Source organism: Mesorhizobium sp. KR2-14 (genome assembly GCF_040049255.1).
GTDB lineage: Bacteria > Pseudomonadota > Alphaproteobacteria > Rhizobiales > Rhizobiaceae > Pseudaminobacter.
In genome coordinates, this window is the sequence record NZ_JBDZDR010000001.1 from 369913 (window position 1) to 394165 (window position 24253).

Genomic DNA, 24253 nt, shown 5'->3' on the forward strand with positions numbered 1-24253 from the left:
CCGGCCTGCAAAAATCGTCGTCACACGTGCCCCCTATCGAACATTTCCCAAGCGGCCGCTCCGCACAAGGTCGGCTTGCGCGGGGGCATCATTGGTCTAGATTGATCAGCGTGCCTAGACCCGCACCGCGAAAGTCGCAGACTTTTCGGATCGGATCATGCGGCAATGCGAACATTTTCGACGCCCGCAGGCCAGCCGGCCTTTTGGTGTCGGAAGGAATCTCGGGAGCACGCCATGGACGCCGCCGCGGAACCGGACGCCGGTCAGTTCGAACTCAACGAGGAGCAGCGCGCCATCCAGGAAATGGCCGAGGCCTTCGCTCAGGACCGCGTCGCGCCGCAGGCGCTGGAATGGGACCGAAACCACCATTTTCCGGCCGACGTAATCCGCGAGACCGGAAGCCTCGGCTTCGGCGGCATCTATGTGCGCGACGATGTCGGCGGCTCGGCGCTGAAGCGGCTGGATGCCGTGCTGGTGTTCGAGGCGCTCTCGAAGGCCTGCCCGGCCTTTTCCTCCTTCATCTCCATCCATAACATGGCGGCGTGGATGATCGACACGTTTGGGGATGAGAAGCAGCGCGAGCGCTTCCTGCCGAGCCTGACCTCCATGGAGCTGCTGGCGAGCTACTGCCTGACCGAACCGGGCTCGGGTTCGGACGCGGCGGCGCTGAAGACGCGGGCGGTGCGCTCGGGCGGCGACTATGTGCTGAACGGCGCCAAGCAGTTCATCTCCGGCGCGGGCGACAGCGACATCTACGTGACCATGGTGCGCACTGGCCAGGAAGGCCCCAAGGGCATTTCCACATTGGTGGTGCCGAAGGATGCGCCCGGCCTTTCCTTCGGCGCGCAGGAGCACAAGATGGGCTGGCACATGCAGTCCACGCGCCAGGTGCTCTTCGAGGACTGCAAGGTGCCGGCCGAAAACCTGCTCTCCGACGAAGGCGCCGGCTTCCGCATCGCCATGGCGGGGCTGGACGGCGGCAGGCTCAACATCGCCGCCTGCTCGCTGGGCGGGGCGCAATCTGCGCTCGAAAAGGCGCTCGCCTACACCGCAGACCGCAAGGCCTTCGGCCAGGCGATCAACCAGTTCCAGGCGCTGCAGTTCCGGCTCGCCGACATGGAGACGGAGCTGCAGGCAGCGCGCATCTTCCTCTACACCGCCGCCTCCAAGCTCGACCGCAAGGCGCCCGATGCCGGAAAATGGTCGGCCATGGCAAAGCGCTTCGTCACAGACACAGGCTTCAACGTTGCCAACGAGGCGCTGCAGCTGCACGGCGGCTATGGCTATCTGCACGACTACGGCGTGGAAAAGCTGGTGCGTGACCTGCGCGTGCACCAGATCCTGGAAGGCACCAACGAGATCATGCGCGTGATCATCGCGCGCAGCCTGATCGGGCGCTAACGATCTTGGAACGGTTCAACCACCCCCACTCCGGCCCTTCGGGCCACCTCTCCCCCTGCCTGGGGGAGAGGAACCCAAGCTGGACTGGCGCCGGCTGCACGGAAGCGTTTCCTCTCCCCCGGGCAGGGGGGAGAGGTGGCGAGCGCAGCGAGCCGGAGTGAGGGTGCTTCGTCCACAACGTATTTGGAGGAGCAAACATGACCACCATCGCCTTCATCGGCCTTGGCAATATGGGCAACCCCATGGCCGCCAACCTCGTCAAGGCCGGGCACAAGGTGCAGGGTTTCGACCTGATCGCCGAGAACCTGACCGCCGCGCGCGCGCATGGCGTGACTGTGGTGGCAGATGCCGCCGCGGCGGTGAAGGACGCGGAAGTGGTGATCACGATGCTGCCGGCGGGCAAGCATGTGCTGGCGGTGTATGAGGACATCGCGCCGAAGGCGGCGGCGGGCACACTGTTCATCGACAGCTCCACCATAGACGTGGAATCGGCACGCAAGGCGCATGCGATCGCGGCACGGCACGGCCTGCCCTCGATCGACGCGCCGGTTTCGGGCGGAACCGGCGGGGCGGCGGCAGGCACCCTCACCTTCATGGCCGGTGGTTCGGATGAGGCCTTCGCCAGGGCCGAGCCGATCCTGCAGCCGATGGCGGGCCGCATCGTGCATTGCGGCGGCGACGGGGCGGGCCAGGCAGCCAAGATCTGCAACAACATGATCCTCGGCATCTCGATGATCGGCGTGGCCGAAGCCTTCGTGCTGGCCGAAAAGCTCGGCCTGTCGCACCAGGCGCTGTTCGACGTCGCGTCCACTTCGTCCGGCCAGTGCTGGTCGCTGACCACCTATTGCCCGGTGCCGGGGCCGGTGCCCTCCTCGCCGGCCAATCGCGAGTACAAGCCCGGCTTTGCGGCGGCGCTGATGCTGAAGGACCTGAAGCTGGCGCAGGAAGCCGCGCAGGGCGCCGGCGCCGTCACGCCGCTCGGGGCGGAGGCCGCGCAGCTCTACGCCCTGTTCAACGCGCAGGGCCAGGGCGGCGCCGACTTCTCGGGCATCATCAACTTCCTGCGCGGAAGCGGCGCATAAGCACGGCCCGACTTTTCCATCCGAAAGTCGCGAAAAAGATACAAATTTAGGTTTAATTAAGCTCTCGCTAACCACGCGGTAACGATGTGCCGCTAGAACGATGTGCAGGCGGACAACGCAGCCGCCAACCGCTCCGGATCAGGTCTTGCGTACCGGAGCCGTTACCTTCGCAGCGTATCTGGGTGGCGAAGGGCCATGCGTATCTATGGCAAAGCCGTGCTCTTCCGACCAGCGGAGGACGCGGTTTTTGCCTTTTCAATTTTTTCAAGGCTTCCCGAGCCAGCCCCTGTTCCCCGACGGCAGAGTCCGATGCTCAGTCGCGCGGCTGGAATTTTTCGTCCACAGGCGGACGCAAGGCGTTGGCGAGCCGGTTGGTCTCATTGGCCATGCCGACAACCGCCAGCAGCTCCATCAATTCGGCTTGGCTCATGCCCTTGGCCCGCGCCGAGGCGGTGTGCGAATAGGTGCAGTATTCGCAACCGTTGGTCGCCGAGACGGCGATGTAGATCATATCCTTGACGAGAGGATCGAGCGCGCCGGGTGCCATCACGTCGCGCAGCGTTTCCCAGGTGCGCTTGAGCAGCGCCGGGTCATGCGCCAAAACCTTCCAGAAGTTGTTGATCCAGTCGACATTACGGGTTCGCATGATGTCGTCATAGACGGCTCGGACCTCGTCGCTTGCCGCCTCGTATTCGATCAGGGGAACGATTGGCTTGCCGCTCATGAAACGCCTCCCGGAAGTGAAACGGGCGCGGAGGAGTTCCGCGCCCGTCGTTGGACAAATTACTTGGCCTTGCTCAGGTCGGCCAAGGCGAGATCGAGTGCCTTGGCGATGCGGTCGCCCGCCATGTCGATGGTCTCGCGGGTCCAGATCAGCGGCGGCGAGAGGATCATGGAATCGCCGGTGGCGCGCATCATCATGCCCTGCGCAATCGCGTGGTCGCGGACGACGACGGCCGCGCTGCCTTCCGGCTGGAAGCGCTCGCGCGTGGCCTTGTCCTTCACGATCTCGATCGCGCCCATCAGGCCGAAGCTGCGCACTTCGCCCACCAGCGGGTGGTCGGAGATGCGCTCCTGGAGCATTTTTGCGAAATACGGGCCGGTGTCGTTCTTCACCCGCTCGATCAGGCCCTCGCTCTCGATGATCTCGAGGTTCTTCAGCGCCACCGCGCAGGCCACCGGGTGACCCGAATAGGTGTAGCCATGGTAGAACTCGCCGCCCTTCTCGACCAGCGTCTTGGAGATGCGGTCGCCGACCAGCAGCGCCGACAGCGGCTGATAGCCGGAGGTCAGCGCCTTGGCCGTGGTGATGGTATCGGGCTCGATGCCCATCGACTGCGCGGCGAACCACTCGCCGGTGCGGCCATAGCCGGTGATGACCTCGTCGAGCATCAGGAGCACGTCGTATTTGCGGCAGATGCGCTGCACTTCCGGCCAGTAGCTTGCCGGCGGGATCTTCACGCCGCCAGCGCCCATGATCGGCTCGCCGATGAAGGCGGCGACGTTTTCGGCGCCGGCCTCCAGAATGGCGTCCTCCACAGCCTTGGCCGCGCGCAAGCCGAAGTCGTGGTCGCTCTCGCCCGGCAGCGCCAGGCCATAGGAATAGGGCGGCATCACGTGGACGATGTTGGGCACCGCGCCGCCCAGTTGCTCGTGCATGCCTTCCATGCCGCCCAGCGACGTGCCGGCAACCGTGGAGCCGTGATAGGCCATGTTGCGCGAGATGATGATGTTCTTCTGCGGCTTGCCTTCCAGCGCCCAGTAGTGGCGCACGAGGCGAAGCGCGGTGTCGTTCGATTCCGAACCCGACGAGCCGTAAAACACCTGGTTGATGTGCTTGGGCGCGATTTCCGCCAGCTTCTTGGAGAGCAGCACCGGGGTGGGCGTCGCGCAGCGGAAGAAGGAGTTGTAGTAGGGCAGCTCCTTCATCTGCTCGTAAGCTGCTTCGGCCAGCTCGTGGCGGCCATAGCCGATGTTGACGCACCACAGGCCGGCCATGCCGTCGAGCAGCGCGTGACCTTCGGAATCATAGATGAACGGCCCGTCGGCGCGCACGATCATGCGCGTGCCGGCAGCACGCAGGTCCTTGTGGTCGGTGAACGGGTGCAGATAGTGTGCGGCGTCGATCGCTTGCAGCTGCGAAAGCGAAAAGTTCTGGTAAGTCATGGGATTGTCCCTTCCAGTTGAATCATTCCGGCAAGGCCGGTCGTGTGTTTCAGCGGAAGAAGGACGGCGGCGAATAGCCGATGCGCGCGCACAGGCGCAAAAGCTCCGCATGCCGTGTACGCGGCGAAGGCGTCACGGCAATCAGATGCGCGCAGGAAATGCGGTTTGGAACCATCGCGCAAATCTAAACGAGGCGGGGGCAGATTTTCAACCCTCGTTTCCGCGTTGCCAGGCACGGAAGCAGGCGAAGCCGATCAGCACGACGCAAAGCGCACCCAGCAAGACCGGCAGGCCCTGCACGCCGATGAACTGCATGATGCTGCCCGCGCCCGGCGGCCCGGCAATGCCGCCCAGGCCCCACATCAGCCCGAAGGCGGCATTTCCGGTCACCAGCATCGAGCCGGTGAAACGGTTGCCGAGCTCGATCAGCGCCATGGTGTAGATGCCGTAGGAAACGGCGCCGAGCACGAACAGCATCGGCCAGATTGCCGGAGTTTCGATCAGCGCCGGCAGCAGCGCCGCACCTATCAGGCTCAGCACCGCGCAGGCGATCATCACGGCACGGGCGGTGAAGCGCTCTGCCAGAAGTCCAAGCGGAATCTGCAGTGCGATATTGCCCGCGATCATGGTGGCAAGCAGCGCCGCCATGACGCGTTCGGCGATCTCGTAGCTGGCGCCGTAGACCGGCAGCAGCGCCAGCGCGCTCTGTTCGAAGGCGGCGGAAACGACGACCGCCAGAAGCAGCGCTGGCGCATGCCGGACAAAGCGGGACAGCGGCGTGTGGCCACTGCCGTCGATCATCGAAGGCAAGCGCGGGGCGATGATCGCCAGGCAGACGGCGCAGGTCAGAAAGGCCGTGATGCCGATGGCGAAAGGAGGCCAGCCAGCGGTGCCCACCACCATGAGGCTGAACGGCCCCGCCGCGAACCCCGCGCCGATGATTGCCGTATAGACGCCCATCAGCCTGCCTCGCCGTGACGGCGGGGCAAGCGAAAGCATCCAGACCTCGCTGAGCACATAGAGCGGGTCGATGACAATGCCGATGAGGAAGCGCAGCACAAACCAGGCGAACGCGTTCTGCAGCAGGCCCACCAGCAGGAACAGCGCGCCCGCCGCCAGCGCGCAACTGACAACGATGCGCCGCGCCCCCACCTTCTGCACCAGCAGCGGCACGAAGGGCGCAGACACGATGAGGCCGAGCGGCGTCATGGCCGCCGACAGGCCGATCAGCGCCGGCGGCATGCCCTGCTTCTGCATCAGGAAGGTGAAAAGCGGATAGCTGAGCCCCTGCGCGAGGGCGAAGACCGAGACGGTGGCGATGACGCCGAGAATCGGCACCCATGGCACGTCCGCAGACAGCTGAGTTTTGTTGCGAACGACGTCCATGCTTCCCCCTCCGTGCATGCCCTGCTCTTCCCGAACGCGCCACCCTAGCGCCCCGCGCCCCCGTCTGGATGCTCCAGGGCTGGGCGATCGACCGGACAGGCGGAATTGCGACCTCCCTGCCCGCTGGCATGTCGCTTTGCTCGCGCTAATGGTCGTCGCATCCGCAATCAAGGCGAAAACCGCGGTCCATTATGCGGCTCTACCGCGCATTGCCATTGCCGTGAGGACCACGATGACCGCCGCCCTCTATCCAGCAGAACCCGCGCCCGCCCACGAACGCTCCCGCCGTGGCGGCCGCGCGGGCAAACGCGCCGGCGGCTCGGCCGCTTTCGAGCAGCCGCCGTTCATGCAACTGCGCATACCGTTCGAGCCCACGCGTATAGTCTCCGACGACGAGCTGGAAGCGATTCACCTCGCCTCGCTGCGTGTGCTGAAGGAAATCGGCGTCGACGTGCTGCATGACGAAGCCCGGGCGATCATGAAGCGCCACGGCGCCGATGTGCGCGAGGGTTCCGAGCGCGTGCGCTTCGACGCCGACATGATCCTGGAACTGATTTCGCACGCGCCGCCGGAATTCACGCTGCATGCCCGCAACCCCGCGCACAATGTGCAACTCGGCGGCAACAACCTCGTCTTCTCGCAGGTGGCATCCGCCCCAAACTGCTCCGATCTCGACCGGGGCCGGCGGGCCGGCAACCAGGTGGATTTTCGCAATCTGGTGAAGCTCGGCCAGATGCACAACATCCTTCACGTCACAGGCGGCTATCCGGTCGAGCCGGTGGACCTGCATCCCTCCATCCGGCACCTGGAGTGCCTGCGCGACTTCGTGCTGCTGACCGACAAGGCTTTCCACGCCTATTCGCTGGGCCGGGAGCGCAATCTGGACGGCATCGAGATTTGCCGCATCGGCCGCGGGGTGCCGATGGAGCAGTTCGTGGAAGAGCCCTCGCTGCTTACCATCATCAACACCAACTCGCCGCTGAAGCTCGACATTCCGATGATGGAAGGCATCATTCAGATGTCCTCGCATGGGCAGGTGGTCATCGTCACGCCGTTTACGCTGGCCGGCGCCATGGCGCCCGTCACCGTGGCCGGCGCGCTGGTGCAGCAGAACGCCGAGGCGCTTGCCGGCATTGCCTTCACCCAGATGGTAAGGAAAGGCGCGCCGGTGGGCTATGGCGGCTTCACTTCCAATGTCGACATGAAGTCGGGCGCACCCGCCTTCGGAACGCCGGAATATATGAAGGCCCAGCTCGTGGGCGGCCAGCTCGCCCGGCGCTACAGAATCCCCTATCGCACCTCCAATGTCTGCGCCGCCAATGCGGTGGACGCGCAAGCGGCCTATGAAAGCGTGTTTTCGCTGTGGGGCTGCATCCAGGGCGGCGGCAATTTCATCAAGCATGCCGCCGGCTGGCTGGAGGGCGGCCTGACCTGCTCCTACGAGAAGACCATACTGGACATCGACCTGCTGCAGATGGTGGCGGAATTCCTGACTCCGCTCGACGTGTCGGAGGATGCGCTGGCCATCGACGCTATCCGCGATGTCGGCCCCGGCGGCCACTTCTTCGGCACCGCGCATACGCAGGCGCGCTACAAGACCGCGTTCTATGCACCGGTCATCTCCGACTGGCGCAACTTCGAGACCTGGGCGGAGGCCGGATCGCCGACTGCGGTGGAGAAGGCCAATCGGGTCTGGAAGGAACGCCTGGCGAATTACGAGGAACCGCCGATCGACCCGGCCATCCGCGAGGAACTCGACGCCTTCGTGGAAAAGCGCAAGGCCGAAGGCGGCGCTCCGACGGATTTTTGAGCCGATGATGGTGGCGGCAAATCGACCCCCACTCCGGTCGGCTGCGCCGACCACCTCTCCCCCGATCGACGGGGGAGAGGAAGGGCGCGAGCTTGCCGAACCTGTCTCGTTTCCGCTCTCTCCGGAAGGGGGAGAGGAAGGGCGCGAGCTCGGCAAACCTGGCTCCTTTCCTTTCTGTTCGGAAGGTGGGGAGGAAGGGCGAGAGGCCGCCGAACCTGGCTCCTTTCCTCTCCCTCCGGAGGGGGGAGAGGTGGCGACGCGAAGCGGCGACGGAGTGGGGGAAGGCATCGATGCAACCCGCAGCCGCCGCAAGCAAGGAACAACCATTCGCGCCCGCAGACTTCGCCAGGGTGGCAATCAAGCCGAAGCTCTTCTTTGGCTTGAGCTGAAGAACAGAAAGCTTGGTGGCTATCGTTTCACGCGCCAACTGCCGATTGGCCCTTATTTTGCGGATTTCGCCTGCCGCGAGCGGTGGCTCGTCATCGAAATCGACGGATCACAGCACGCAGACAGCGCCCACGACCGCGTCCGCGACGAATTCATGCGAGCACAAGGCTATTCCGTCCTGCGCTTCTGGAACACCGACGTCCTCAAGCACCGCGCGTCCGTCTGCGAAACCATCCTCGCTGCCCTCGACGGCCGGCTTGCCGAGAACGTCAACGCGTTCGACCTGCGCTTCGTGTTTGCACAGCAATTGAATTCCCGACCCACTTCTTTCAACCAAGAGATCTAAGCCCATGAAATCCCACGTAAAAGCTGTAGTCATTGGCGGCGGTGTCGTCGGCTGCTCTGTGCTCTATCACCTCGCTCGCGCCGGCTGGAAGGACGTCATGCTGATCGAGCGGTCGGAGTTGACGTCCGGCTCATCCTGGCACGCAGCGGGCGGCTTCCACACGCTGAACGGCGACCCCAATGTCGCGAAGCTCCAGGCCTATACCGTGCAGCTCTACAAGGAGCTGGAGGAGATTTCCGGCCAGTCCTGCTCGCTGCATCTGACCGGCGGCATCATGATGGCCGACAGCCCTGAGCGCATGGATTTCCTGCGGCTGGCGCATGCCAAGGGCCGCTATCTCGGCATGGACACCGAGCTGATCACGCCGTCCGAAGCCAAGGCGATGTTCCCGCTGATGGACGAGAAGAATTTCGTCGGCGCCATGTGGGACCCGGTCGAAGGTCATCTCGATCCCTCCGGCACCACGCACGCCTACGCCAAGGCAGCTCAGAAGCTGGGCGCCGAGATCGTGCTGCGCAACCCGGTCAAGGAGCTGACGCAGGACGTGGACGGCACCTGGAACGTCGTCACCGAGCAGGGCACGGTGAAGGCCGAGCATGTGGTGAACTGCGGCGGCCTGTGGGCGCGCGAGGTGGGCCGCATGGTGGGCCTGGAGCTGCCGGTTCTGGCCATGGAGCACATGTATCTGCTCACCGAGCCGATGCCGGAGGTGGAAGAATTCAACAAGTCGACCGGCCGCGAGCTCGTCGGCGTGCTCGACTTCAAGGGCGAGATCTACACGCGCCAGGAGCGCAACGGCATCCTGCTCGGCACCTATGAGAAGGCTTGCAAGCCCTGGTCGCCGGTCAATACGCCCTGGGACTTCGGCCACGAGCTCTTGCCACCCGACATCGACCGCATCGCGCCGTCGCTGGAAGTCGGCTTCAAGCACTTCCCGGGCATTGCGAATGCGGGGATAAAACAGATCATCAACGGCCCCTTCACTTTCGCGCCCGACGGCAACCCGCTGGTCGGCCCGGTGCAGGGCCTGACCAACTACTGGACCGCCTGCGCCGTCATGGCCGGCTTTTCACAGGGCGGCGGCGTCGGGCTGGCGCTGTCCAACTGGATGGTGCATGGCGATCCGGGCTTCGACGTCTGGGGCATGGACGTGACCCGCTATGGCGAGTGGGCGACGCTGCGCTACACCAACGCTAAGGTGCGCGAAAACTATTCGCGCCGTTTCTCGATCCGCTTCCCCAACGAGGAACTGCCGGCCGCACGACCCGCGCAGACCACCCCGCTCTACGACACCATGATCGCCAACAACGCCGTCATGGGCGACAGCTGGGGCCTGGAAACGCCGCTGTGGTTCGCGCCGAAGGGCAGCGAGCCGAAGGACATCGTCTCCTTCCGCCGCTCCAATGATTTCGAGCACATCGGCAACGAGGTGCGCGCGACCCGCGAGCGCGTCGGCGTGACCGAGATCGCAAACTTCGCTAAGTATGAAGTGTCCGGCTCCGGCGCGGAAGATTTCCTCAACCGGCTGATGACCAACCGCATGCCGAAGACCGGCCGCCTGGTGCTGACCCCGATGCTGAATGAATTCGGCAAGCTGATCGGCGACTTCACCATCGCCAAGGCAGCCGAAGACCGCTTCATGATCTGGGGTTCTTCCGCCGCACAGAAATACCACATGCGCTGGTTCGAGAGCCACCTACCCAAGGACGGCTCGGTCAAGCTCCACCGCTTCGACCAGACGCTGGTGGGTCTGTCGATTGCCGGCCCGCGGGCGCAGGACCTGCTCGCCAAGCTGGTCGATGCGGACGTTTCGACCAAGGCTTTCCGCTTCATGGATTTCCGCGAGATGGCCGTGGGCGGTGCGCCCTGCATGGTCAACCGCATCAGCTACACCGGCGACCTCGGCTACGAGATCTGGATGGAGCCGGCCTATCAGCGCCTCGTCTACAAGGGCATCAAGGAGGCAGGCGAGGAATTCGGCATCGTCGATTTCGGCATGCGCGCGCTGCTGTCCATGCGCCTGGAAAAGAATTTCCCGACCTGGTTCCGCGAGTTGCGCCCCATCTACGGCCCGTTCGAAGGCTCGATGGATCGCTTCATCCGCATGGAAAAGAAGGACTTCATCGGCCGCGAGGCGGCCGCGAAGGAGCAGGCCGAAGATCCAAAACTGCGCCGCGTCTCCATGGTGGTGGAGGCCGACGGCGCCGACGTCATGGGCGACGAGCCGATCTGGGCAAAAATCTCGACCGACTACGGCACGGTGGAAAAGCCGCATGGCTACGGCGCGCCGCGCTTCGACGAGACCGGCAAGGAAGTGCGCGGCTCGGCTGCTGCCGATGGCGCCTCCGCCGTGCGCGGAATTGTCGACGGCGAGTGGCGCGTGGTGGGCTGGGTCACATCGGGCGGCTATGCGCACTACGTGCAGAAGTCGCTGGCTCAGGGGTATGTGCCCGCAGCCCTCGCGGAAGACGAGAGCGAAGGCATGTTCGAGATCGAGATTTTGGGCAAGCGTCGCCCTGCCCGCATCAACGTCCTGCCGCTGTTCGACCCGGCCGGCGAGAAGATGCGGGGATAGGCAACCTATCGCTCAGACCAACGGGACGGGGCGGAAGGCCTCGCCCCCGCTTCGTTTCGCACGGTGCCCGGATTGGAAAAAACCGTCAGGCCCGGTCGATCCGGCCCGAATAGCATCCCCGCTTGGCGTTGTGCACGTGGATGTAGCTCACCTCGGCGTTGGCAAACAGTCGCTCTATGAGCGGCTCGATACCGGCACCCTCCGCGACGTCGGCGTCGAGCATCATGCCGTCATTGGCGTAGGCGCGCAGCGACAACAGCCGCGATCGCATCACCTCGGGGATTTGGCCGACAGCGTCGTAGCGCTCGGTAGCTCCCTCCCGCACGAAGATCGCGTGTGAAGCTCGGTAGGGTGTGTCGGCTGGCTGACAGACGTGATTGAGCAGAAGGACCGTTTCGCCGGGATTAGCCTCGCGCATCTCGATCCGGTCGGGAAAGCCCGGCTTTTCGTCGACAAGATAACGCCTTACTCCCCGCGCGGCCAGTTCAGCCTCCGACAAGCCGAAAAGCGAACGGAAGGGTTCCGGCGAAAGACCGGTAATTCGGAAGGTCATGATGGGGCTCCTATGATCGGTTGCTCCGATCAAGCCAGCAATACGGCTCGCCAGCCACCCGTTTCGTGCTCGCGGGTCTGAACGCAAGTGCTTCCGGACATGCGACACTGTCCCGTCCGGCTCTCGCTTGTTGAGGCGGACTGGGGGCGGTTATTAAAGAGGCACTGAATAGTGGGGAGCGCCGCGCGCGGCTATGATCGGCAGCCCTTTTCGCAACCCTGTCCAGCCCACGACGCGCAGGCGCCCTGACGCCGGCTCGAAACGCCGCGCCATGGCCCAGCTCCGGCAATCGGCGGCGCACACATCCGCCTTGCCTTCGGCAACCGCGACGATGGACCGCCGGTGGCCCCCCGTTTCGAGGCGCTGCGAAAACACATCGAGGCTTTCGCCCATCGCTGCAAGATCGCGCGTGAGCGCGATAATGCCCGACATGGAGTCGTCGCTGTTGTAGGCCAAGCGTTTGCTCCGGATCAGGTCGAGAGGCAGGCGCGACGAGCCATGAACCGGGATGTTGAGGTCAGACGGCTCCTCCGCCCGCATCAAGAGCACGCTGGAATAAAGCTCACCCTGCCCGCCTTCGAAGGCGGAATAGTCGGGCTGGCCCACCACCCGCACATGCCGCGCAAGGCCAAGCTCCATAGGCCCCCAGCATGCCTGGGCAAACAGCAGGTCGGGGTGCCGCCACAGCGTCGGCAGGTCAAATTCGTCGGGCGGCAGCGTGGCGGGGTCGGGCGCGATCACATTGCCTTCGCCGTCGCGTATGCCGCCCGGCACCGGCGGCATGTCGGCATTTTGGCGGGCAAGATGCTCGGGCGCGTCAATGCCGGCCGCGCGGAAGGCATCGCGCAGGCGCGCCCACTCGGCATCCGTCTCGGCCCGCGCCTCGGGCCAGTCATACATGGGCAGTGCCGCGATGAATCGGTTCATGACCTCATCTCGCCAGGGACAGGCAGGGCTGACAAGCAAAACTATTCCTTGGGGGGCTCGGCCGGAACGGGCGCGGTGCCCAGCCCATGCACCGAGCGGGCGCGCATGCGTGGCGCGAAGGCGCGACCGACATCCGGCGCGCGGCGCAGGGCCGGGTGCACCACCGGCTCCTTGGCCCGGAACGCATATTCGCGCAGCAGCGCCAGATAGTTTGGGAACACGTAGCCGCGGTTCATGGCGACCCACTCCTCGCGGCGTTCGCGGAAAAGTTTCGGCAGCTTGTACCAAGCGACCGTAGGGCGCTTGTGGTGCACGAGATGCAAATTGTTGTTGAGGAACAGGATGGCGAGCGGCGAACGCTCGACGATGATCGTGCGCCCGTCCGGCCGCTCGGACCACTGATGCTCCGCGAATGTGCGCACCGATATCAGCGATTGGCCGAGCCAGACCGGCACCAGCACATAAAGCCAGAAGGGGATTTCGAAAACGAACACCACCAGCGGAATGACAATGGCGAGTCCAATTGCGTGCAGCAGCCACGCCTTGCGCACGGCGCGGTCGCCTTCGACCATCAGCCGCGCTTCGGAAAGCAGGAACCCGACCGTGCCCAGCAACGGGTTGAGCACGCAGCGCCCCAACATGATGTTGTTGAAGGCAAGCAGCCTTTTCATGAAGCGCGGAAGCTCCTGATGCTTCCAGACGGCATGGTAGTAGCTTTCCGGATCGTCGAAGGGGTCGGTGAGGTTCTCGTCCGCGTGGTGGCGCAGATGCAGGGCCTTGTAGCGGCGATAGGGATAAACCAGCCCTATCGGCAGGCCGACCAGCAATTCGTTGACCCAAGCCTTGCGCGTCGGGTGGCCATGCAGCGCCTCGTGGACCAATGACGACTGCAGGGCCAGCGTAACCGTCAGCATCAGTAGCGCCAGAACCGGATAGTTCGGCCAGAGGAAAAGACCGGCCCCCGCCCAGCCGCCGTAGGTCACCGCGATCAGCCCGACCGTCGGCCACTCAATTGCGGGCGCAGTGCCGCCCGATGTGTCGTAATCGTATGCCATGCCCCAATCCCCGCATGCCTTGTAGCGGCATGTCCTGACAGGATGCTGTCAGTAGTCAGGCCAAGATTCAACGCGACAATGGGAACAGAATGTTTATTTTGGTCTTGTTGATCCTCATTTGTTGCGCATTGTAAACAAACGCATGGAACGAATGCACTGTTGCGGACGTTCATAAGCGCGATGTTTTCAGAACAAAGCCTGCCGGGAGCCTCAAGGTGGACAAACGTGATCTTTCCGGACTGTTTCGAGAGCGGCTGAGGACCCTGCTTCAGCGCTCCGGCCAGAATCAGTCCGCCTTTGCGGCCTCGGTCGGCATCGACCGCTCCGCCCTTTCGCAACTCCTGTCGGAAGAGACGACCCGCCTGCCCCGGGCCGAGACGCTGATGACGATCGCGGCCGAGCACAAGGTTTCTCTCGACTGGCTGCTGGGCCTCAGCCACGACGAGGGCCTGACCGGAGAAATCCGCGAAAGCCTGGAGATCGAGGAAGGCCCTGGCGGCTTCGACCGCACGCTGCTGGCCAAATGGCATTCGGAAGCGGCCGGCACCAAGATCCGCTATGTGCCGGCCGGCATTCCCGACCTGCTGCGCACCGACGTCCTGGTGGAATACGAGGCCGACATTTCCAACCGCAGCCGGCAGACGCAGGCCGGCGAGACCCAGTACCGCATCGACTATACGCGGCGGCCGGAAACCGACATGGAAGTTTGCATGCCCCGCCATACGCTCGAGATATTCGCGCGCGGCATGGGCGTGTGGACCGGCCTGTCGGAACGCGAGCGGCGCGACCAGCTTCTCCACATGGCCGACCTGCTGGAGGACCTGTACCCGACCTTCCGGCTGTTCCTCTACGACGGGCGGCTGCGCTATTCGGTGCCCTACACCATCTTCGGACCCTATCGTGCCGCCATCTATGTCGGCGACATGTATCTGGTTCTCAACGCCACGGCCCCCATCCGCACGCTGACGCGGCATTTCGACAATCTGATCCGCAGTGCCGAGATCAACGCCCATGAGGCAGCCGGCTTTGCCCGCCAATTGGCCGAGACGGAGCTTTCGCCGGCATAGCGCCTGCGCTCCGTTGACTGGATATAAGGACTTCTTTATATCCTTATCTCAACTCTCCCTATTCGGAAGGCATCGTTCCATGAACAACCCCATCGACGCGCTCCTGGCGGAAAAGGGCGTGCTTCTCGCCGACGGCGCCACCGGCACCAACCTGTTCGGCATGGGGCTGGCGGCCGGAGAAGCGCCGGAGCTGTGGAACGAGACCGCGCCTGAAAAGATCACGGCACTGCACCAGAATTTTGTCGACGCGGGCGCCGACATCATCCTCACCAACTCCTTCGGCGGCACGCGGCATCGCCTGAAGTTGCACCATGCGCAGGACCGTGTTTACGAGCTCAACAAGCGCGCCGCCGAGATCGCGCATGCCGTTGCCGACAAGGCCGGCCGCAAGGTCATCGTGGCCGGCTCGGTCGGCCCGACCGGCGAGCTTCTGGTGCCGCTCGGCGCCCTCACCTATGAGGAAGCCGTCGAGGCATTTGCCGAGCAGATCAGGGGCCTGAAGGACGGCGGCGCCGAGATCGCCTGGATCGAGACCATGTCCGCACCGGACGAGGCACGCGCGGCAGCACAGGCGGCGATCGATGTCGGCCTGCCCTACACCTACACTGTCTCCTTCGACACCGCCGGCCGCTCGATGATGGGGCTGGCGCCGAAGGACATCCATGGCGTTTCAGAAGGCTTGAGCGAAAATCCGGTCGCCGTCGGGGCCAATTGCGGCGTGGGCGCTTCCGACATTCTCGCCTCGCTGCTCGACATGACCGCCGCCAAGCCGGAGGCGACGGTGATCGTGAAGGGCAATTGCGGCATCCCCGAATTCCACGGCAGCGAAATCCACTATTCCGGCACGCCGGAACTGATGGCCGACTATGTGCGGCTGGCGGTGGACAGTGGCGCGAAGATTATCGGCGGATGCTGCGGCACCTCGTTCGGCCACCTTGCCGCCATGCGCCAGGCGCTGGACACGCACCACAAGGCCGCCCGCCCGACACTCGAGACGATCGTCGATCGCATCGGCCCGCTGCGCAACAAGACTGCGGACGAGAGCGGCGCCTCGGCCGGCGAGGCGGATGGCGGCGCGCGCCGCGAACGTCGGCGCAGCCGCAGCTGACCCCGGCGTCCGTTTCAGTCCGAGACGCTTTCCTCGTAACGCAATTGGGCGGTGCGCAGGTCAGTGCTGCTGCCGCCATGGTCCGTCATCCGCATCAGCGCGTCTGACAGGGAGGGGCTGAACATCTGCTCCAGCATGCGGCCAAATCGCTCGTTGGCAAGCGCCGAGCGGGCGACGTCGCGCGCGGCGGCAACATCCTGCCTGAGGCGTTCGGTATCGGCCCCGCGCGATGCAGCACCCTGCGGCACCTCAGCCATGACTGCACGACCAAGGTCCGAGCCTCCCGCTCTGCCAATTTGCATCCACGCCCCCCGAAATCTGAATGGCGTGCCCATAGCAAAAGCGCCTTGCCAAAGGGTGTCCGCAGGCGCCTGCATTTGATTCAAGTTTTTGGCGAGTTCAGAGCTTCGCCTTTTCTTACGAAGCCAACCGCTCGAGAGTGGCGTTGTCCCGATTTCCGCTGAAATAGCGCTCCAGCGCGCGGGCAAACAGCGCCTCCCCGGGGGCAGCCTGCTCGAACAATGTGAGCGATGACCGCAGCTTGCGGTCGTCTGGACTGCCGAAGATGTCATGAGCCGACAAGCTCTGCAGGTCGAGCAGGACTTCCACGCAATCCCTGAGGCGGGGCCCGAGCAGCGGATGCGCCAGATAGGCGCGCGCCTCGTCGATCGATGAAATCGCATAGCGCCGCGACATGGCGCTCATGCCAAGGCCGGCAATCTGGGGAAAGACGAACCACATCCAGTGGCTGACCTTGAGGCCGTTTTTCAGTTCGGCGCGCACAGACGCTATGACGGGATCCTGTGCCCTTACGAAGCGGGCGAGGTCGAAAGGGTCCGAAGCCGCCGCCATCTCAGCCCTCCTTGAGCGTCTCCGGGCGTGACTCCACTGTTGCGGGGGCGTTCGCGGGGTTGAATTCAGCGTCTCGCTTCGTCATCTCCGCTCCCTCACCTCCGATGCGATAGATATCCCAGCGCGAAGCGAGGGCAAGGTTTCGCAGCGGTGGAGGGGCTGCCACCAAGCAGGTTTCAGCGGTCCTCTATCCTCACCGTTCTTGCCCCGACATAGATCGCGCGGCCGGCGCCGGCGCCCATGATTGCCGCGCCGCCTCCAAGAGCGATGAAGAGCAGCGCGGCCGCGTCGAAACTGCCAGTCCAGCTGCGAATAAGGCCGACCATCAGAGGTCCGATCGCCGCAAGCACATAGCCGACACCCTGCGCCATCCCCGACAGATGCGCCGCGACATGCGGATCGGGCGAACGCAGCACGATGACCGTCATGGCAACCGCGATCAGGCCGCCCTGCCCGATGCCTTGCAGCACCGCCCAGACAAGCACGGTCGAGGTCGGCGCGAACAACAGCCCCAGCAGCGCGATCACGGCAGCGGCGAGCAGCGCCACGTTGATGCCGCGCTGGTCCTTGCAACGGACGGCGATCGACGGCACCGCCAGGCAGGTGATGACCTGAACCATGACCGATAGCGAAACGATGGCGCCCGCCTCGGCGGCGTCGAAGCCGCGCTCGCGCAGGATCGGAGCCAGCCAGCCGAAGACGCAGTAGGCAAGGGCCGACTGCAGCCCCATGAACAGCGTGACCTGCCAGGCCAGCCGATCGCGCCACAGCCCCACCACCCGGTAGCCGGCATGGCTGGCCTGGGCCTTTTGGCCCAGCGCCTGCGGCGCCCAGATCAGCAACACGATCACGGCCGGAAGCGACCAGGCGGCGAGCGCGGCCAACCACGAGCCGCCCAAGGCGTGCTCGATCGGCAATGTCAGCCCGGCGCCGCTGGCTGCGCCGCCACACAGCGCCATCGTGTAGAGCCCGGTCATGATTGCGGCCTTGTCGGCGAAATCGCGCTTCACGAGCCCCGGCAGCAGCACATTGCCGACGGCGATGGCCGCACCGGCGGAGAAGGTGGCGAAAAACAGCAGCGGCACCGATTCCACCCCGCGCAGGGCCGTGCCCAGTGCGAGCACCAGCAACGCGCCCAGCAGGGTGCGCTCGGCCCCGAAACGCTGCGCCAGTTTCGGCGCCAGCGGTGCAAACACCCCGAGGCAGACCACCGGAAGCGTGGTCAACAGGCTGGCGCCAGTGGTCGAGAGCCCGGTTTCGCGCATCACCTCCGGCAGCAGCACCGAAAGGCTGGAAAACAGCGGGCGAAGGTTGAAGGCGATCAGCACCAGGCTGGCGCCAAGCAGAATGCGCGCAGCGGGGCTAGCGAGCACCGGCGGCTGCGGTTGCGGCAGGCTATCGGTTTCCGCGTCGATGAGTTGATCGTCTAGAGCATTCGTTGTCATGAAAAACCTGCGCCGCGGCCCAAAAATCCTGAATTATTCTGCGAGAAGCCTGTCGAGTTCGAGGAGAACGGGCGCCACGAAGGCCCGGACCGCCGCCTCGGCTCGTTGGGGATCGCCCGAAGCGATGCCATCAATGATGGAGGCGTGAGCCTCGGCATCCGGTTCGGGCAGTTCGCCCGCGATGGTCGAATCGATGAGCTCCATGATCGCGGCGGTGAAGAACTCATAGATCTCCACCATCGCCCGGTTGCCGGATGCGGCTACGACCGCCTTGTGAAAAGCGATGTCGCGACGGATGAAGGCCTCGCGGCCGCCTTCGGCCACCGCGCCGCGCTCGGCCAACAGCCGGCGCATGCGCGCAATATCTTCCGGCATGTGGCGCAGCGCCGCCAGTCGCGCCGCCTCCACATCGAGTGCAGCGCGCACTTCCCACTGGTCGCGCAGGCCCGTGCGCCGCAGCCGCTTCAGCGTCCCGGCAGGATCGACGGCAGAGCGTACATAGGTGCCCGAGCCCTGGCGCGTCTCCAGCAGGCCCCGCGACACCAGCGCCCTAACCGCCTCACGTACAGTGCCCCTGCTGACCGCCAGCATATCGCTCAACGCGGCCTCATTGGGAATGCGCTCGCCCACCACCCAGCGCCCGCTGGCGATTTCGCCGCGAAGGCTTTCGGCGGCGCTGTCGGCAAGATTGGTTCGGGTTACGGGCTGCATGAACATTCATCAGATCATCTGATGACTTGATAGCTGCACCGGCCAACTCGCGTCAACCGAGGCGGAGGAACAGCGCGGTCAAGATCGCGCGAGCGTGCGGCCGCCTCGATCACCTCTCGGGATCGGCAAAGCTTGCCATGTGGAATGCCTGCACCTCGGCCGGATAGCGGTATTGCGCGCCATGCGGACAGGCGTTGCGGTCAAGGCAGCCGGTGCCGCGACAGACTGCACCACCGGCTCCGCGCACATGCGCCAGGCACTCGTCATAGGCGAACCCGGACGCCGAATAGGCACCCACCGGACAGGAGTTCAGGCAAGGTTTTCCGCTACATGCATCGCAATGGTGACTCGATTTGCGAGGCGCTTGAATCGGAATCTCAACCTCGAACAGCAGCGCACCGCGATAGGCGTGCCACAGGCCGTATTCCGGGTGCATGAGAATGCCGAGCGGCGACGGCTTTAGACCCTCGGCACGCATGGCCCATTGCTGGAACGGCAGCCACGGCCGGTCGGATGGCGACACGGCGCGCGCGCCGAATTGTTTTGCGACCTTGCCGATCACCTCGCGAGACCATGCATCCAGCGGGTTCTCAAGGTCGGACGGCTGGCTTTTCCGCCAGAGTGAAAAATGCCCCCAGGGCGCAGCGCCCGCCTGCCCCACCAGCAGCACAGACATGGCCGGCGAACCCGACGGTCCGGGCGGCGCGTCCTCGGCGGCATCAAAAACAAAACCGCCGCGCGGGATGAGACCATGCCCAGCCAGCGCGGCGGAAATTTCTTCAAGGAAGCGGGGCGACAAACGTCACCCCTTCCTGGCCGGATCGGAAAACGCCGTCCGCCAGACTTCCTGGTGGATGATGTTGGCCACTTTAGCCCGGCCTGAATCGGGCTCTCTTCAAGTGAAGGCGTCGGGCATCGAATCCTTCTTCTTGGCGATGAAGTCCTTCAACGCCTCATCGATGGCCGGGTCGAGATACGGCGCCTCGTAGCTTTCCAGCCAGCGGCGGGCGAGCTCGTTGGCGCGCTGCGGCGCGGTCTTCTGCCCTTCGGCCAGCCACTGCTCGTAGGAATTGTTGTCGGCGATCGACGAGCGGTAGAACGCGCTCTGGAAGTTGGCCTGGGTGTGGTCGCAACCGAGATAGTGGCTTCCCGGCCCAACCTGGCGGATGGCGTCCATGGCCTGGCCGTTCTCCGACAGGTCCACTCCCTCGGCAAACTTCTGCTGCATGCCGAGCTGGTCGATGTCCATCATGAACTTCTCGTAGCAGGAAGCCAGGCCACCTTCGAGCCAGCCTGCGGCGTGCAGCACGAAGTTGGTGCCGGCCAGCACTGTCGAGTTCAGCGTGTTGGCGCTTTCATAGGCTGCCTGCGCGTCCGGAACCTTGGAGGCGCAGAGCGACCCGCCGGTGCGGAACGGCAGGCCGAGACGGCGGGCGAACTGCGCCGCGCCATAGGACACCAGCGACGGTTCCGGCGTGCCGAAGGTCGGCGCGCCCGACTGCATGGAGATCGACGACGCGAAGGTGCCGAAGATCACCGGCGCGCCGGGGCGCACGAGCTGCGTGAAGGAGGCACCGGCCAGCACTTCGGCCAGAACCTGCGTCAGCGTGCCGGCCACCGTCACCGGGCTCATGGCGCCGGCGAGGATGAACGGCGTGACAATACAGGCCTGGTTGTTGCGGGCATAGACTTTCAGCGCGCCAAGCATGGTCTCGTCGAACACCATCGGCGAGTTGGCGTTGATGAGGCTGGTGAGCACCGTGTTCTCTTCGACGAACTTGTCGCCGAACAGAATCTTGCACATCGCCACCGTGTCTTCCGCGCGCTCGGGCGCCGTGACCGAGCCCATGAAAGGCTTGTCGGAATATTTGATGTGCGCATAGATCATGTCGAGATGGCGCTTGTTGACCGGCACGTCGACCGGCTCGCACACCGTGCCACCCGAGTGATGGATGGACGGCGCCATATAGGCAAGCTTCACGAAATTCTGGAAATCCTCGATCGTGGCATAGCGGCGATTGCCGTCGAGGTCGCGTACGAAGGGCGGGCCATAAACCGGCACGAAGACGGTGGAGTTGCCGCCGATCTGCACCGAACGGGCGGGATTGCGGGCATGCTGGGTGTAGGTCGAGGGCGCCGTCTTCAGCAGCGAGCGGCAGAGCCCCTTGGGGAAATGCACGCGCTCGCCCTTCACGTCGGCGCCGGCTTCCTTCCACATCGCGAGCGCTTCGGCGTCGTCGCGGAACTCGATGCCGACTTCCTCCAGAACGGTCTCGGCGTTCTGTTCGATCAGCGACAGGCCTTCCTCGTCGAGGACTTCGTAGACCTTGATGTTGCGGTTGATGTAGGTCTGCTGCACGCCGGGGCCGCCGCCCGAGCGGGCCGCGCGGCGCGCCGCAGCACCGCCGCTTGCACCACGGCCGCGCCGCGTGCCGGAGCCTTCCTGCTCTGCCGAGAGGTTCTCTTCCATCGAAGTCATCCTTAGAAATCACACATGGGGCGCCTCAGTTCGCGCCCTTGTCAGGATCGTAGCCATGCACCATTAGCGAAACGGCCCGCGAGCGCCAAGAGCTGTCTCAAAATCGACAAAACCGACGCGATTTGGCGGTCGCTTTCCTTTTGCCGGAAGTCGCAAATCAGCTATGGCGCGCATGCCTTTGCAAGCTAGTTATTGGGACGAAATTTCGCGCCGCGAAGAAGAGTTGCCGCGGCCACGAGGAGCCAGAAAATGTCCGACGACGAGATCATCCTTTCCGAGCTTTCCGATGACGAACTCGTGCAGCAGATGCACGACGATCTTTACGATGGCCTCAAGGAGGAAATCGAGGAAGGCACCAACATCCTGCTCGAGCGCGGATGGGTTCCCTACAAGGTGCTCACCGAAGCGCTGGTCGAGGGCATGCGCATCGTCGGCGAGGATTTCCGCGACGGCATCCTGTTCGTGCCGGAAGTTCTGCTGTCCGCCAACGCCATGAAGGCCGGCATGGCCATCCTGCGCCCGCTGCTGGCCGCCACCGGCGCGCCCAAGCAGGGCAAGCTGGTGATCGGCACGGTCAAGGGCGACATTCACGACATCGGCAAGAACCTCGTCGGCATGATGATGGAAGGCGCGGGCTTCGACGTGGTCGACCTCGGCATCAACAACCCGGTCGAGAACTATCTGGCCGCCATCGAGGAGCATCAGCCCGACATCGTCGGCATGTCGGCCCTGCTGACCACGACCATGCCCTACATGAAGGTCGTCATCGACACGATGAAGGAAAAGGGCATCCGCGACGACTACGTCGTGCTGGTCGGCGGCGCGCCGCTGAACGAGGAGTTCGGCAAGGCCGTTGGCGCCGATGCCTATTGCCGCGACGCGGCGGTGGCAGTCGAGACAGCCAAGGAATACATGAAGCGCCGGCATAACGCCCGCGCCTCCGCCTGATACGGAAAAGGCCGCGCTGAAGCGCGGCCTTTTTCTTTCCGGCGACAGCCGGATCGGGGCCCCCGCCCCTAACCTGCCCCTAGTTGACGACGGCCTCCTTGACGGCCTTCGCGGTCGACTTGACGTCCTTGCCGACGCCGCGAACCGTATTGGCACAGGCGGAAATCGCCAGTGCGCAAGCCAGAATGGCGGCAAGCGACGCAAAGCGCGACAGTTTCATGGGCGTCTCCCTCTTGGATACAAACAGGCCGCGCTGGTATTAGATAGTCGAGATATACGCGCAAGGACAAAAAGCCCACACTCGCCATGGAAACCGCACCGAACATCGCCAAAGACAGTCCCGACCGGCTCCTGGTGATCGCCTGCGGCATGATTGCGCGCGAGATTCTGGCGGTGAAGGAGCAGCTTGCGCTCGACCATCTCGACCTCACCTGCCTGCCGGCCGAGTTCCACTACTATCCCGATCGCATTCCGCCTGCGCTGGACAAGGCCATCCTCAAGGCCAAGGCCGAAGGATATGACCGCATCTTCGTCGGCTATGCCGATTGCGGTACCGGCGGAATGCTCGACAGCGTGTGCGAGAAGCATGGCGTGGAGCGCATGGCCGGGCCCCACTGCTTCGCCTTCTACCAAGGCATGAAGGCCTTCGAGGCGATCGCCGATGGCGACATGCTTTCCTTCTACATGACCGATTTCCTGTGCCGGCAGTTCGACGCCTTCTTCATCAAGCCGCTGGGTCTCGACCGCCATCCGGAACTGATCCGCGACTATTTCGGGCACTACCAGAAAGTGGTCTATCTGGCCCAGACCAACGACCCCGAACTCGACAAGGTGGCGGAAGATGCCGCCAAACTTCTTGGCCTTGCCTATGAACGCCGCTTCACCGGCTATGGCGACCTGACCTCGTCGCTGGCGAAGGCGGCAGACCCCGGCGCCTGAGCGCGGCATTAAGCGGCCGGTAAAACTCGCCGTGCAAAAATATGGCAGCGGCCGGCTGACTAAGCAGCCCCCGCACCCAGCGCCTGTCGAGTTCCCATGATTCCCCATCCGGACAAGAAGCCCATCGTCGTGGTGACCGAAGGCGGCCCGCATGTCTGGGCCATCATCAACGCCATCAACGAAGCGCTCGGCCCGGTTATCGTCATCCTCGAAACGCCGGAATCCAAGGCCGGCATCCTCAGGCGACGGGCGCGCCGGCAAGGCTGGATCTCTGTCGGCGGGCAAGCGGCCACGATGGTGCTAACAAGACTCGGCAAGCGTTTCCTGGCGGGCCGCATGGAAAATATAATCGCCGAGAACAACCTCATCACCGAGCCGCGGCCCAGCCAGCGGATCGTGCGTGTGCCTTCGGCCAATTCGCCCGAATGCCTGGCGGCGATCAGCGAAATCCGGCCGGGCGTCGTTTTCCTGGCCGGCTGCCGTATGCTGACGCGTCGCACGCTCGCGGCAATCGACTGTCCGGTGCTCAACTACCACGCCGCCATAAACCCGAAATACCGCGGCATGAATGGTGCCTATTGGGCGCTGGCTACCGGCGATACGGAAAATTTCGGCTCCACCATTCATCTGGTGGACGAAGGCGTCGACACCGGCGCGGTGCTCTACCAGTTGCGCTGCAAGCCCGGCCAAGGCGACAACATCGCCTCCTATGCGCTGCGGCTGGCCGCCATGTCGCGGGGCATGTGCGTGCGCGCCCTCGAGGATGCACTGGCCGACCGCCTGACGCCGCTGGACACCGGCCTGCCCTCGAAACAATGGTACCATCCGCCGATATGGACCTATCTCTGGAACGGCATCAGCCGGGGCGTCTGGTAGGCCCCGCGCAGCAGGTTTTCGCTCCCACCTGAATGCCTCATCGCTATTCCTGTTTGCGACACGGCCCTACGTCGCTTTTGAAGGCGCGCGCGTCGTCCCATAACAAGCGGGATGGCGACGGTTGCGGCAATGCTCGATCA

At 64.4% G+C, this 24253-nt stretch carries 23 protein-coding genes; 10 read left to right on the plus strand and 13 right to left on the minus strand.

The annotated features are described in order from the left end of the window. Window positions 1-234: 234 nt before the first annotated feature. Together ABLE86_RS01735 and mmsB are read left to right on the plus strand one after the other, a co-directional pair. Window positions 235-1401 carry an isobutyryl-CoA dehydrogenase gene (locus ABLE86_RS01735; RefSeq protein WP_348777188.1) on the plus strand — a complete coding sequence of 389 codons (1167 nt, stop codon included), beginning with the start codon at window positions 235-237 and terminating at the stop codon, window positions 1399-1401. 197 nt (window positions 1402-1598) lie between these two features. Further along, window positions 1599-2483: a 3-hydroxyisobutyrate dehydrogenase gene (gene mmsB / locus ABLE86_RS01740; protein ID WP_348777189.1), complete on the plus strand. Its 885-nt coding sequence runs from the start codon at window positions 1599-1601 to the stop codon at window positions 2481-2483. A gap of 313 nt (window positions 2484-2796) precedes the next feature. On the opposite strand, the gene ABLE86_RS01745 is transcribed toward mmsB, so the two are convergent. From ABLE86_RS01745 to ABLE86_RS01755, 3 genes are all read right to left on the minus strand, one after another. Next, entirely contained in the window at window positions 2797-3207 is a 411-nt protein-coding gene (locus ABLE86_RS01745) for a carboxymuconolactone decarboxylase family protein (protein ID WP_348777190.1), read from the minus strand. A gap of 59 nt (window positions 3208-3266) precedes the next feature. Then, entirely contained in the window at window positions 3267-4649 is a 1383-nt protein-coding gene (locus ABLE86_RS01750; RefSeq protein WP_348777191.1) for an aspartate aminotransferase family protein, read from the minus strand. Between the two features lie 207 nt (window positions 4650-4856). After that, window positions 4857-6035, minus strand: coding sequence for an MFS transporter (locus ABLE86_RS01755; protein WP_348777192.1), 1179 nt, complete (start codon window positions 6033-6035; stop codon window positions 4857-4859). Between the two features lie 232 nt (window positions 6036-6267). On the opposite strand from ABLE86_RS01755, the gene ABLE86_RS01760 reads away from it, so the two are divergent. The 3 genes from ABLE86_RS01760 (at window position 6268) to ABLE86_RS01770 (ending at window position 11153) form a co-directional block, all read left to right on the plus strand. Beyond that, the gene (locus ABLE86_RS01760; RefSeq protein ID WP_348777193.1) at window positions 6268-7845 is read left to right on the plus strand and encodes a trimethylamine methyltransferase family protein; all 1578 of its coding nucleotides are present in this window, start codon (window positions 6268-6270) and stop codon (window positions 7843-7845) included. Window positions 7846-8131: 286 nt separating this feature from the next. Next, entirely contained in the window at window positions 8132-8578 is a 447-nt protein-coding gene (locus ABLE86_RS01765; protein ID WP_348777718.1) for a DUF559 domain-containing protein, read from the plus strand. A gap of 4 nt (window positions 8579-8582) precedes the next feature. Then, window positions 8583-11153 carry an FAD-dependent oxidoreductase gene (locus tag ABLE86_RS01770; RefSeq protein ID WP_348777194.1) on the plus strand — a complete coding sequence of 857 codons (2571 nt, stop codon included), beginning with the start codon at window positions 8583-8585 and terminating at the stop codon, window positions 11151-11153. A gap of 85 nt (window positions 11154-11238) precedes the next feature. Here the strand turns inward: ABLE86_RS01770 and ABLE86_RS01775 are convergent, their stop codons facing one another. From ABLE86_RS01775 to ABLE86_RS01785, 3 genes are all read right to left on the minus strand, one after another. Beyond that, window positions 11239-11706, minus strand: a complete 468-nt coding sequence (locus ABLE86_RS01775; protein ID WP_348777195.1) for a DUF1203 domain-containing protein — start codon at window positions 11704-11706, stop codon at window positions 11239-11241. 153 nt (window positions 11707-11859) lie between these two features. Further along, window positions 11860-12633 (minus strand): PhnD/SsuA/transferrin family substrate-binding protein, encoded by a 774-nt coding sequence (locus ABLE86_RS01780; RefSeq protein ID WP_348777196.1) that lies wholly within the window; start codon window positions 12631-12633, stop codon window positions 11860-11862. Window positions 12634-12674: 41 nt separating this feature from the next. After that, window positions 12675-13688 (minus strand): fatty acid desaturase, encoded by a 1014-nt coding sequence (locus tag ABLE86_RS01785; protein WP_348777197.1) that lies wholly within the window; start codon window positions 13686-13688, stop codon window positions 12675-12677. 215 nt (window positions 13689-13903) lie between these two features. Between ABLE86_RS01785 and ABLE86_RS01790 the strand changes: the two genes are divergently transcribed. Together ABLE86_RS01790 and bmt are read left to right on the plus strand one after the other, a co-directional pair. Beyond that, window positions 13904-14755 (plus strand): helix-turn-helix transcriptional regulator, encoded by an 852-nt coding sequence (locus ABLE86_RS01790; protein WP_348777198.1) that lies wholly within the window; start codon window positions 13904-13906, stop codon window positions 14753-14755. 79 nt (window positions 14756-14834) lie between these two features. Beyond that, window positions 14835-15863, plus strand: coding sequence for a betaine--homocysteine S-methyltransferase (bmt, locus tag ABLE86_RS01795; protein ID WP_348777199.1), 1029 nt, complete (start codon window positions 14835-14837; stop codon window positions 15861-15863). 14 nt (window positions 15864-15877) lie between these two features. Here the strand turns inward: bmt and ABLE86_RS01800 are convergent, their stop codons facing one another. The 6 genes from ABLE86_RS01800 to ABLE86_RS01825 form a co-directional block, all read right to left on the minus strand. Further along, window positions 15878-16120 (minus strand): hypothetical protein, encoded by a 243-nt coding sequence (locus ABLE86_RS01800; protein ID WP_348777200.1) that lies wholly within the window; start codon window positions 16118-16120, stop codon window positions 15878-15880. A gap of 160 nt (window positions 16121-16280) precedes the next feature. Continuing rightward, entirely contained in the window at window positions 16281-16715 is a 435-nt protein-coding gene (locus ABLE86_RS01805) for a DUF1810 domain-containing protein (RefSeq protein WP_348777201.1), read from the minus strand. A gap of 176 nt (window positions 16716-16891) precedes the next feature. Continuing rightward, window positions 16892-18160, minus strand: coding sequence for an MFS transporter (locus ABLE86_RS01810; protein WP_348777202.1), 1269 nt, complete (start codon window positions 18158-18160; stop codon window positions 16892-16894). A 33-nt stretch (window positions 18161-18193) separates the two neighbouring features. After that, window positions 18194-18871 (minus strand): FadR/GntR family transcriptional regulator, encoded by a 678-nt coding sequence (locus ABLE86_RS01815; RefSeq protein ID WP_348777203.1) that lies wholly within the window; start codon window positions 18869-18871, stop codon window positions 18194-18196. Window positions 18872-18980: 109 nt separating this feature from the next. Then, entirely contained in the window at window positions 18981-19670 is a 690-nt protein-coding gene (locus tag ABLE86_RS01820; protein WP_348777204.1) for a hypothetical protein, read from the minus strand. 96 nt (window positions 19671-19766) lie between these two features. Then, window positions 19767-21350 carry a trimethylamine methyltransferase family protein gene (locus ABLE86_RS01825; protein WP_348777205.1) on the minus strand — a complete coding sequence of 528 codons (1584 nt, stop codon included), beginning with the start codon at window positions 21348-21350 and terminating at the stop codon, window positions 19767-19769. A 249-nt stretch (window positions 21351-21599) separates the two neighbouring features. Between ABLE86_RS01825 and ABLE86_RS01830 the strand changes: the two genes are divergently transcribed. After that, window positions 21600-22298 carry a B12-binding domain-containing protein gene (locus ABLE86_RS01830; RefSeq protein WP_348777206.1) on the plus strand — a complete coding sequence of 233 codons (699 nt, stop codon included), beginning with the start codon at window positions 21600-21602 and terminating at the stop codon, window positions 22296-22298. A 79-nt stretch (window positions 22299-22377) separates the two neighbouring features. On the opposite strand, the gene ABLE86_RS01835 is transcribed toward ABLE86_RS01830, so the two are convergent. Further along, the gene (locus ABLE86_RS01835; protein WP_348777207.1) at window positions 22378-22518 is read right to left on the minus strand and encodes an EncA/B family entericidin; all 141 of its coding nucleotides are present in this window, start codon (window positions 22516-22518) and stop codon (window positions 22378-22380) included. Window positions 22519-22604: 86 nt separating this feature from the next. Here ABLE86_RS01835 and ABLE86_RS01840 point away from each other — a divergent pair, with 86 nt between their 5' ends. Further along, entirely contained in the window at window positions 22605-23237 is a 633-nt protein-coding gene (locus tag ABLE86_RS01840; RefSeq protein WP_348777208.1) for a DUF1638 domain-containing protein, read from the plus strand. Between the two features lie 96 nt (window positions 23238-23333). Next, the gene (locus ABLE86_RS01845) at window positions 23334-24113 is read left to right on the plus strand and encodes a formyl transferase (RefSeq protein ID WP_348777209.1); all 780 of its coding nucleotides are present in this window, start codon (window positions 23334-23336) and stop codon (window positions 24111-24113) included. The last annotated feature ends 140 nt before the right edge of the window (window positions 24114-24253 follow it).